Source organism: Polyangium sp. 15x6 (genome assembly GCF_029960785.1).
Classification (GTDB): Bacteria; Myxococcota_A; Polyangia; order Polyangiales; family Polyangiaceae; genus Polyangium.
This window is the reverse complement of record NZ_JASBQE010000181.1, coordinates 1-10880: the sequence shown is the minus strand read 5'-3', so window position 1 is coordinate 10880 and position 10880 is coordinate 1. Positions and strand designations below refer to the sequence as shown.

The following is a 10880-nucleotide window of genomic DNA, read 5'->3' as shown; positions in this document are numbered from 1 at the left end:
CGTCGCGCGCGGCGGCGCGGCGACGCGCGGGGGCGCCGTGACGGCCGGGCGGCCCTTCGGCGGCTCGGCTGCGGCTTGCCCGCCGGGGGAAAGCTCGGCCGTATCGGGCGCTTTGCGCACCACGTAGCGGAGCTTCTTCACCGGATCGACGGCCGTGTAGCCGTCGTCGAGCAGCTCGATCGAGAAGTTGCCGAGCGACCCGTCGTCCCCGCGCATCGCGCGGGCCTTCTGGAGCGCGGGCTGCCACTGCGGCGCCTCCACCGTGAGCTTTGTCGGAGGTTCGGCAGCGGGCCCGGCCGACGAGATTTCCACGAACCAGCGCATCGGTCGTCCATTTGGCGTCGGCGCCTTCCGCGGCGCTCGAACGCGATTCTTTTCTACAGGTGCGGCCGGGGCTGGTCAACGCGCGCGCCCCTGGAATTCGAGGCACCGGGGTTTGGACGAGCCCCGTGCGTCGCGACGAGGTCTCGCGCGGGCCGAACCGGGGATCGTGTAATAAGAGTCCCCCGTGCCCGCCACACTGGACCAAGACGAAACTCGAGCGTCGCCCTCCCTCGACACCGGGCGACGCGAACGCGGAGGCGACGCGGGCTTTTTCGCGCCCGTCCTCGAAAACTGGCCCGCGGTCGACCGCGTGCTCTACCCCGTCTTCGCCTCGGCCTGCGTCGTCTACGCGGCCACCGTGTTCTACGGGTACATGCACGTGCAGACGCGCGGCGGCTGGTCGGCGCCGCTCGACGACGTCTTCATCCACTTCGACTACGCGCGCGCCGCGGCCCGCGGCTTTCCCTTCCAGTGGTCCGAGGGCAACGGCTTCTCGAGCGGCAACACGAGCCTGCTCTACCCGTTCACGCTCTCGCTCGGCTACCTGCTCGGCTTCCGCAGCCTCGACCTCATGGCGTGGGCGGCGCTCATCGCGTGCGTCTCGACCACGTTCTTCCTCGTCGCCGCGGGCCGCGCGTGCGAGCCGCTCGGGCGCGCCGCGAAGTACCTCGTCCCGCCGGCCGTGCTCTCGCTCGGCGCGCTCGACTGGTCGCTCTTCAGCGGCATGGAGAACGCCTTCCACCTCGGCGTCTGGGCGCTCATGCTCCTTCCGATCCTCTCGATCGGACGGACGCCGGGTGATGCGCGCGCCGTGCGCCGCGACGGCCTGCTCGCGGGCCTCGCGGGCGCGCTGCTCTACGCGACGCGGCCCGAGTCCGTCACGAGCATCGCGGTGTTCGCGTTCTACGCCGCGCTCGCCGTCTGGAAGCCCCTCGGCCTTCGCGCCGCGTTCGCCACGCTGCTCCGCGCCTCGATCCCCGGCGCGATCATCGCCGTCGCGCAGGCCGTCGCGAACCGCGTCTTCACCGGCGAGTGGGCGGCTGCCGGCGCGATCGTCAAGCTCGCGCTGAACCACCCCTACATGAACGGGGAGCAGAAGCTCGACGAGTACCTCTCGCACCTCAAGTACGTCGTCCTGCGCAACACCCAGCACCACTTCGCCGACTGGATCCCCGGCCAGAACCTCCCCTGGGGCTGGATCGTCCCGCTCGTCGCCCTCATCCCCTTCTTCTCGAAGAAGACCCGCGGCGTCGCGGCCATGCTCTGGGCGCAGGTCGCGGCTTGGCTCTTCCTCGTCTCGCTGAACGGCCAGGTCCGCTGGCAAAACGAGCGCTACACGATGAGCGCCGTCGCGTGGCTGCTCGTGCTCGCCGCGATGGGCCTCGGCGTCCTCCTCGTGCCCGCGCTCGAAGCGACGCGACGCGCGCGGGGCCTCTTCGCGCTGCGCGTCGCGTTCGCGTGCGGCGTGGTCGTCCTCTACGGCGTCAACCAGGCGCCGAACATGCGCGACCAGATCTGGTTCTTCGGCCGCGCGAGCCGCAACATCCGCGACCAGCACGTCGTCGCGGGCAGGGTCCTCGCCGAGCGCAAGGCGAAGCGCGTGCTCGTCGGCGACGCGGGCGCGCTCATGTACGCCTCGGATCTGCCTGGGCTCGACATCATCGGCCTCGGCGGCTACCACGACCTGCCTTTCGCGCGGGCCGGCGTGAATGGACTCGGCGCCACGATCGAGCTCCTCGAGCGCATCCCGCCCGAGGATCGGCCCGACCACATGGCGATCTATCCCTCGTGGTGGGGCGACCTCCCCGGCCTCTTCGGCCGTCGCCTCGTCGGCGTCCCCGTCGTCGGCAACGTGATCTGCGGCGGCGCGGAGAAGGTCATCTACAAGGCCGACTGGAGCGCGCTCGACAGGAACGGCTGGCCTCGCACGCAACGCGAAGGCGAGCGCATCGTCGACGAGCTCGACATCGCGGACCTCGTCAGCGAAAAGGCCCACGGCTACAACTTCCCGCGCCCTGGCATGGGCTTCGTCGTGCACCGCGTCTTGCCCGAGCCCGGCCAGAGGCTCCGCGAGCTCTTCGACGCCGGCCGCATCGTCCCGCACGGCCAGCCCGAGCTCGCCATGATGAACGCGCCGAAGCGCGGCGGTCGTCTCGTCGTGCGCACCGTCGCGGGCCGACAAGCGGCGGCCGAGGTCCGCGCGGACGGCCGCGTCCTCGGCAAGCTCGAAGCGCGCCCCGGGCCCACGTGGACCGAGCCGAGCATCGACCTGCCGGCCGACCTCCCGCCGCGTTTCCAGCTCGCGATCACGCCCGTCGACGGCGAGTGGATCACCTATCATGTGTGGATCTTGGAGGGCGACGGAGCTCCGTCGGCGGCACGCTGATGCAATGGCAGACGACGATCCCGCTCCGTCTTTTGCTCGCCGTCGCCGTGATCGGCTGCGGCCGGACGGACGCGGAGAACGCGAGGCGTTTGGCGGTGTCCCCGCGCGGCGCGCGCCTCGTCTCGATCCCCGGCGCGACGTTCTCGTTCCGCGATCCGATGATCGAGAAACGCGCTGTCGTCACGGTGAAGCCGTTCCAGATCGAGGCGACCGAGGTGACGGTCTCCGGGTACGCCGCGTGTGTGGGCGCGAAGGCGTGCGTCCTGCCCGCGGGCGAAGGCCGCGTCGAGAAGCACGACGAGCCGATGTGCAACTGGGGCAAGCCCGGCCGCGGCGATCATCCGATCAACTGCGTGAGCCCGGCCGAAGCCGAGGCGTACTGCCAATGGAACGGCGGACGCCGCCTGCCGACGATCTACGAGGCTTACTGGGCGGCGCTCGGCGACGCGCGCATGAGCGAAGAGGAGCGCCTCGGCGAGCGGCACCGCATCTATCCGTGGGGCCGCGACGAGCCGGAGAAGGTCGAGCACTGCTGGCAACGCGGATCCTTCGGCGCGACGCAGGGCGGCGTGATCGGACCGATCACGAGCGCCGCGCCGCCCGTCGCCGTGGACCTCGGCACGTGCCCGGTGGCGAGTTACACGGGGGATCGGAGTCCCTTCGGGCTTTACGACACGGCGGGGAACGTGGCCGAATTCGTCTTCGATCCGAGGCCCATCGTCTGCGTCTCGACCAAAGGTGAAGAACCGTGCCCGCGGGAAGACATGTTCCGCGTGACCGGAGGCACCTGGCACGACCAGGGGCTCCACGGCAATCAGTCGCCCGCGGCCCATCACCCGGTCGCGCGGCAGCGGCATCCTTGGTATGGGTTTCGGTGTGTGGCGGGGGCGGCTTGAGGAGGGGCGTCGCGCTCGCCCTCCTGCTGACGGGGTGCGCCTCGTTCGAGCCTCCGCCGACGAAGACCGCGGCCGAGCTCCTCGCGGCCGGTAATCCCGGGGGCGCGCTCGACGCGGCCGCTCGAGATTACAAGGCGGACGACGCCACCCGGGAGCGCGTCGCGCGCGCTGCAATGGCGGCCGCCGGGCCGATGATCACGGTCGAGGCGATCCCGCTGGACGAGCTGAGAAAAGCGACCGGCATTCACTTCCTGCGCACCGTGGATCCCGCGTGGGTCTTCTTGCGCGTGCGCGGATCGGCGCGCGCCGCGGCCTTCGGCGCCGTGGAGGCGCGCGTGCTCGTCAGGTCCGAGGACAAGCTGCTCTTCGCCCTGCGCAAGGACGCGAAGTCGCTCACCGTGCTCACGGGCGAGACCTATCCGCGCGATATCAAGCACTCGAACCTAAAGATCGCCGATTTCCCATTGCCTTTGCACCTGCTCACGTTCGGCGTGCTCACGGTGCTGACGTCGCGCGTGGAGACGACGTACACGCGGCCGCCGGAGCAGATCGTGCGCGCCGCGATACCGCGCGCCCTCTTGCTCGAGAAGACGCTCGCCGGGAGCTCTACGAATGGCGCTTCTGATCACCGCTTCGTGCTCAGGCGCCCGCAGCACGAGGACGCGCCGTTCTCGCTCGACGTGGTCGTGAATGTCAGGCGGCCCTCGGGCGCGGTCGTGTCGGCGGTGGCGACGGTCCCCGTGCCCGCAGGGGGCCGGCTCGAGGAGCGGCTCGCACGTGCGGCGACGAGCGTCCCCGTCGCGGAGCTCGCGGGCGCGCGCGTGGCGATCGGCCCGGGCGCCGTGCAGGACAGGGGGACTTGCGAGGAAGACTTCCTGCACTCCCCCGGCTCGCCCTGCATCCCGAGCGCGCCGTGGCCCACGGACGAGTTCACGCCGATCGGGCTCGAGCTGCCGCAGATCCCCGAGCGGCGCGCCTCCGCGAAGGAGAGCCGCGCCGCGCGGCCCTCCTGGGTGACCCGTGACGACGATGCGCCCATGCCGAAGGTCGCGTTGCTCGACGCGTCCCTGCCCGTCGGGGCGCAGGTGGAGGGCGGCGTGCTCGCGTGCGACACCGAGGCGTTCAACACCCCGGGAGACGATACCGATCGCGTGTTCGCGAAGGTGACGATCGACGGCCGCTCCTCCACGGTGAGCGGCGACCCTTTCGCGCTCCCCCTGGTCTCGCTCGGCCCGAAGTCCAAGGTCACGGTTTCCTTTTATGACGCGGACTGGCTGAGCGGCTCCGACCACCTCGCCACCGTCGCGCTGAAGCGCGACGGCGCCACCCTGACAGGCTCCGTCGGCTCCGCGGCGCGCCTCGATCGGACGCACGTGGCCTTGAAGTGCCGCATCTTCGATCGGGGCGCCGTGGAGGCGGCGTTCGCGAAGGCGTGGTACCGCGCGGAGGACGCCCTCGACGCGTGCGCCGAGTCGCCGGTGATCGTGCATCCGGAGAAGCGCGATTACGGTCTCGGCGACTCGCTTCTCCCCGAGGCGCAGCGCCGCGTGACCGATGCGGCGGCCTTCGTGGGGTGGAGCGATCCGCGGGTCGCGCGGCTCGTGTCTCGCTGGGACGAGCAAAAGAGGCGGTTCTGGCCGGGCGTACGGCAATCGCTCGAAGGGCTCAAGGCGGATCCTTCGGGCAGGGTCGTGCTGGAGCGCTCCGGCCAGCCCGAGGGGAAGATTCATGGCGTGAGCGTGCGCTGCGGCGCGGCGGTGAAGCGCGACATCGAGGCGCACGGCATGGTCGCGACGCGGCTCTACGACGCGGCGTACCTCCCGGACGTCTGCGCGGTCGACATCGATTTCGAGAACCTCGACAGGTACCCGAAGTACCCGAACACGCTCCTCGACAGGAGCCAGATCGTGCTCGGCGATGGCTACGCGCTCGACGTGATCGCCCTCGACGGCAACGCCGCGATCGCGCCGGGGACGCGGGCGAAGGTCACGCTCCTGCCCAAGGAGACGCCACCTCCCTCGTCACGCGCGGCGAAGCCGTGGAGATTCGTGATGCGCGGCTTCCGCTGGACGGAGATCGTGCCCCTCTCGGCGCCGTGAGGACCGGGGCGCACACGGAGACGGCTTTGGCGCAACGCCACACCGTACCCGGAGCACGCCGACATGCCTTCGGCGCAGCGCCACACCGTACCTGGGGCACGCCGACATGCCTTCGGCGCAGCGCCACACCGTACCCGAGGCACCCGGACATGCCTTCGGCGCGGCGCCACACCGTACCTGGGACACGCCGACATGCCTTCGGCGCAGCGCCACACCGTACCCGAGGCACCCGGACATGCCTTTGGCGCAACGCCACACCACACCCGCGGCACGCCGACATGCCCTCGGCGTATCGCCACACCGTACCCGAGGCACCCGGACATGCCTTTGGCGCATCCCCAAGCCCTACCCGCCGCGCCCGGACCCCTCTTCGCGCCCGCGGATGTGAGAAAACTCGCTCCACGAACCCCCCCGCTCCCCACCCCGTTCCGAGATACGCTCGCCGTCCACCCTCCCGCAGCCCGTCCCCTCTTCCTCCTTGACATCCCCCCGTGCGCTTCGGCCTCCCCCGTGACCCCGCGCAGATCGCCGCCCTCCTCGCCGCGCTGATCGCCCTCGCCTTCGCCCCGCGCATCGTTCGACCTGCAACCAAATCCCGCCTCTTCCTCGCCCTCGCCGCCCTCACGGCCGCCGCCCTCTCCGCCGCGTACGTCGCGCTCTACCTCCGCGGCGGACCTCGCATCATCGACGCCACGAGTTACTTCCTCGAAGCGCGCGCCCTCGCGAACGGCCACCTCGCTTTCCCCCTCGACGAGCCCGTCGCCTCCACGCTCGGCCGCTTCCTCGTCCGCACGGACGGCCCCGACGGGCCCACCGCCGCCGTCCTCTTTCCGCCCGGGTATCCCGCGCTCCTCGCGCTCGGCTTCCTCGCCCACGCGCCCCTCGCAGTAGGCCCGCTCCTCGCCGCGGCCCTCACGATCGCGACCTACGCCCTCGCCGAGCGTGCGGTCCCCGCAGACGCCCCCCTCGCGGATCGCCTCTCGATCCCTCGCCTCGCGACCCTCTTCTCCGTCCTCTGCGCCGCGCTCCGCTACCACACGGCCGACACCATGTCGCACGGCCTCGCCGCGCTCTGCTTCACGAGCGCCCTCGCCCTCGCGCTCACCGCCGTGCGTGCGCTCGAAGCCGGAACCGGAAAGCGCGCCCTTCTCCCCTCGCTCGGCGCAGGCTTCTTCGCAGGCTGGCTCGCCGCGACGCGCCCTCCCTCCGCGCTCGCCCTCCTCCTCGCCCTCGCCTTCCTCGTCGTCACGACGCGCCGCACCACCGCGCGTGCTCCCCGCAGCTCACGCCTCACCGCCCTCGCGCTCCTCGCCCTCGGCGCCCTCCCCGGCCTTGCTCTGCTCGTCGCGCATCAACACGCGGCCACCGGCGAGCTCTTCACCTCGTCGCAGCGCCTCTACTACGCCGTCTCCGACGGCCCGCCCGGCTGCTTCCGCTACGGCTTCGGCGCCTCGATCGGTTGCCTCGGCGAGCACGGCGACTTCGTCCGGCACAACCTCCCGAACGGCTACGGCGCCTACGCCGCCGCCGCGACCACGCTCCGCCGCCTCAAGCAACACCTCGTCGACGCGGGCAACGCCGAGCCCTTCACGCTGCTCGTCCTCTTCGGCGCGGTCCTCGCCACGCGCGCCCCTCGCGCGCGCTTGCTCCCCGTCGCCGTCGCCCTCCAGATCGCCGCGTACGTCCCCTTCTACTTCGACGGCAACTACCCCGGCGGCGGCGCGCGCTTCTACGCCGACGTCCTGCCGCTCGAGCACATCCTCGCGGCGCTCGCCGCCCTGCATATCGCCGCGCGCGCGAACGAGATCGGCCGCGCCTCACGCCGGATCAAAGCCCTCGTCGCCCTCGTCCCGCTCGGCTTCGCCTTCCGCGCCGGCTTCGATCACGCCTTGCTGCGCGACCGTGAAGCCGGCCTCCCGATGTTCGAGCCCGCGCGCCTCGCGAGTCTCCCCGAGCGCGCGCTCGTGTTCGTCGACACGGATCACGGCTTCAACCTCGCCTACGATCCTTGGACCTCGAACGAACGCGCGATCGCCCGTTACCGCGGCGACGCCCTCGACCGCTTCGCCTGGGAGGCGCACGGGCGGCCTCCTGCGTACCGTTACCTCTTCCCCATCCCGCCCGACGGCGAGCCGCCGCCTTCCCCGCCGCACCTCGTCCCGTACTCCTTTGACCCCCAAGCACCGCTCACCGTCGAAGGCGAAAACCTCTGGCCCGCGCTCGCCCAGGAGGGCGCCTGGGCCTTGCCAGCCTGGGCCACCGACGCCTGCGCCTCGGACCGCCGCTGGCTCGCAGTGACCTCTGCCGACCCCACGAAAAGCGGCTCCGTCACCCTCTCGCTCCCCGCACCCTTCCTCACTGGCCGCTCCATCACGCCGCGCCTCGCCCTCCTCGGCCCCGCCTCCGTCACCGTCTCGCTCGTCGTCGACGGACGCCCTGTGCATACCCACGACCTCACGCCCGCCGCGGCCCCGCATCCGCCCTGCGTCACGCTCCCGGCCTTCCCGATCCCGAGCGCCGCTCGCTCGGTCGCGCTCACGCTCCGCCTCGGCCCTCAGCCCGCGGGTTCGCTCGTGACGCTGGACCGGTTGGATTTCTCGGAGAACGAAAGTCGTTGACGCTGAGCGTCCAGGATGCGAGGGGTGTCCTAAGTTCCTGGAATCGTAAGTCGTATCCGTCCGGACGTCACATCAGGTCGGGGGGACGTAGGGACGGGGGGCGGCGTGACGGCCGCCGAGGGGTACTCATGACGAAGAGCGAGCTCATCGACGCGATTGCGGGCCGTGGCGAGCTCACCAAGGCTCGCGCCGAGCTCGTGGTCAATTGCATCTTCGATGCGATGACCGAGGCGCTCCAGCGCGGTGAAGGGATCGAGATCCGCGGCTTTGGCAGCTTCACGGTCCGCCCGTACAAACCCTACAGCGGCAGAAACCCGCGCACGGGCCAGCCCGTGCCGGTGCCCGCCAAGCGCCTGCCGTTCTTCAAGGTCGGCAAGGAGCTGAAGGAGCTCGTCAACCAGAGCCGCGCCTTCGCCATCACCGGCGGCAAGGACGACGAGGACGACGACGACATCGACGAGGACGACGAGGACGACGAATGAGCGCCCCGGCCGGGCGAAGCGCCTCCCTGGGCGCCGCTCCGGCCGCGTGACGCTTGCGCGCGGCGCGCCGTCCGGCAAAGTCTCCCCCATGCTTTCCGCCGAGCGTCAGCTGGAGGAGTTGTGCCGGGGCGTCGTGGACTTCCACGTCCGCGCCGAACTCGAAGAGCGCCTGAAGGAAGGCCGGCCCCTGCGCATCAAGGCCGGCTTCGACCCCACGCGTCCGGACCTGCACCTCGGGCACACCGTGCTCATGCAGAAGATGCGGCAGTTCCAGGAGCTCGGGCACCAGGTCGTCTTCCTCGTCGGCGACTTCACGGCGATGGTCGGTGATCCGACGGGCAAGAGCGAGTCCCGGCCGCGCCTCACGCGTGAAGAAGTCCGCGCCGCCGCCGAGACCTACCAGCAGCAGGCCTTCAAGATCCTCGACAAGAACCGGACCGAGGTCCGCTACAACTCCGAGTGGCTCGGCAAGCTCTCGCCCTTCGAGATCGTCGAGCTCGGCGCGAAGTACACCGTCGCGCGCATGCTCGAGCGCGACGATTTCTCGAAGCGCTTCGAGGGCAACGTGCCGATCCACATCCACGAGTTCCTTTACCCGCTGCTCCAGGCCTACGACTCGGTCGTGCTGGAGAACGACGTGGAGCTCGGCGGCACCGATCAGCTCTTCAACCTGCTCGTCGGCCGCGATCTGATGCCGCGTTACGGCAAGCGCGCGCAGATCGTGATGACGACGCCGATCCTCGAAGGCACGAACGCGCGTGTCGAGAGCGGCAAGGTCGTCGGCCTGAAGATGTCGAAGAGCGCGAACAACTACGTCGGCGTGAGCGAGCCGCCCTTCGAGATGCTCCAGAAGCTCATGCTCGTCGATGACCAGGTGATCTGGCGATACATGGAGCTGCTCTCGACGAGGTCGAACGACGAGATCGCCGCGCTACGCGAGGACGTGCGCGCCGCAAAGCGCAACATCGTCGAGGTGAAGGAGCTCTTCGCCAAGGAGATCGTCACGCGCTTCCACGACGCCGAGGCCGCCGACGCCGCGCTCGAACGACGCCGCAACGTGGCAGCCGGCGGCGTGCCCGACGACATCGAGGAGATCAGCGTGGTCACCGAGGCCGAGTCGCTCTGGATCGCCAAGGCCTTGTCGCTCGCGGGCCTCGTGAAGTCGACGAACGAAGGGCTCCGGCTCGTGAAGAGCGGCGCCGTCCACCTCGACGGCGAGGTCGTGCGCGACGAGCAACAGAAGCTCGAGCGGGGCCGGAGGTATCTTGTCCGCGTCGGATCGAAGAACCGAAAGTTCGCGCACCTCGTCGTCGGCTGACGCAGCGGTTCCGGGGCGGCGCGCCTTCGTCGCCGCCACGCTCGCCACGCTCGCCTCCGCCCTCGTCGGCTGCGGCGGCTCGCCCACGCCCGTCACGAAGCCCGCCGAGACGCCCGAGCCACCGCTCGACGTGCCCTCGCTCGACGGCCTCTTGCCCCTCGCGGGCCTGCGCTGGCTCGTGCTCGTGAACCCGCGCGAGATCACCTCGATCCCGTGGCTCGTCCCCTTCGTCGGCACCGTCATCTCCGAGGCGCGCTTCGACCGCTTCGCGCGCGGCACCGCCGTCGATCTGCGAAGGACACCCGAAGCCGTGGTCGCGTCCTACACGACGAACGAAGGGGACGCGACCGTCGAGATCCTCCGCCACACGAGCGACGCGCGCGCCGTCGAGCGCGCCTTCCGCGACCGCCTCAGCACCGAGGCCACGCGCGCGACCGACCGCCGCGACCTCGTCCGCGTCTCCGGCAAGATCGGCCGCGCGACGCACGCCTTCGCCGCGATCGGCCCCGACATCGTCTGCTTCCAGCAAGCGGGCTCGATCCAGCGCGGCCCCTGCCGCATCGCCACCCTCTTCGCCCGCGGCGCCCTCTCACGCGCGGCCCGCGCCTTTTCCGACCCGTCCTTGCGCGCGCTCGCCGAGCGCCTCGGCCCCGCGCCGGCCCGCGCGTTCGCGCTCGGCCCGTTCGAGGGCGAGCTCGCGCGGGGCGCGCGAGGCCTGCTCGCCGCGGCCACGGCCATCGGCGCCGCCGCGAGGCCG

Annotated in this window: 7 protein-coding genes and 1 pseudogene; 7 read left to right on the top strand and 1 reads right to left on the bottom strand. The window is 71.0% G+C overall.

Going from position 1 to position 10880, the window contains the following annotated elements; translation table 11 throughout:
* Positions 1–324 (bottom strand): annotated as a pseudogene (locus QHF83_RS51770) (hypothetical protein); the annotation flags it as partial.
* A 184-nt stretch (positions 325–508) separates the two neighbouring features.
* On the opposite strand from QHF83_RS51770, the gene QHF83_RS51765 reads away from it, so the two are divergent.
* From QHF83_RS51765 to QHF83_RS51735, 7 genes are all read left to right on the top strand, one after another.
* The gene (locus tag QHF83_RS51765; protein WP_282425591.1) at positions 509–2710 is read left to right on the top strand and encodes a hypothetical protein; all 2202 of its coding nucleotides are present in this window, start codon (positions 509–511) and stop codon (positions 2708–2710) included.
* A complete protein-coding gene (locus QHF83_RS51760) occupies positions 2710–3606 on the top strand; it encodes an SUMF1/EgtB/PvdO family nonheme iron enzyme (RefSeq protein WP_282425590.1) in 897 nt (298 codons plus the stop codon). The genes QHF83_RS51765 and QHF83_RS51760 overlap by 1 nt, the downstream gene beginning before the upstream one ends.
* Positions 3603–5705, top strand: a complete 2103-nt coding sequence (locus QHF83_RS51755) for a hypothetical protein (RefSeq protein ID WP_282425589.1) — start codon at positions 3603–3605, stop codon at positions 5703–5705. Before QHF83_RS51760 ends, QHF83_RS51755 begins: the two co-directional genes overlap by 4 nt.
* A gap of 491 nt (positions 5706–6196) precedes the next feature.
* A complete protein-coding gene (locus QHF83_RS51750) occupies positions 6197–8323 on the top strand; it encodes a hypothetical protein (protein ID WP_282425588.1) in 2127 nt (708 codons plus the stop codon).
* A gap of 128 nt (positions 8324–8451) precedes the next feature.
* Positions 8452–8805, top strand: coding sequence for an HU family DNA-binding protein (locus QHF83_RS51745; protein WP_282425587.1), 354 nt, complete (start codon positions 8452–8454; stop codon positions 8803–8805).
* Positions 8806–8893: 88 nt separating this feature from the next.
* Positions 8894–10123: a tyrosine--tRNA ligase gene (gene tyrS, locus QHF83_RS51740; protein WP_282425586.1), complete on the top strand. Its 1230-nt coding sequence runs from the start codon at positions 8894–8896 to the stop codon at positions 10121–10123.
* On the top strand, positions 10071–10880 hold an 810-nt coding region (locus QHF83_RS51735), incomplete at its 3' end, for a hypothetical protein (RefSeq protein ID WP_282425585.1). The genes tyrS and QHF83_RS51735, both read left to right, overlap by 53 nt.

Bases quoted from the DNA above. Each gene is read 5' to 3' on its own strand.
- QHF83_RS51760 (WP_282425590.1), top strand. From the start codon at position 2,710: ATGCAATGGCAGACGACGATCCCGCTCCGTCTTTTGCTCGCCGTCGCC.
- QHF83_RS51745 (WP_282425587.1), top strand. From the start codon at position 8,452: ATGACGAAGAGCGAGCTCATCGACGCGATTGCGGGCCGTGGCGAGCTC.
- tyrS (WP_282425586.1), top strand. From the start codon at position 8,894: ATGCTTTCCGCCGAGCGTCAGCTGGAGGAGTTGTGCCGGGGCGTCGTG.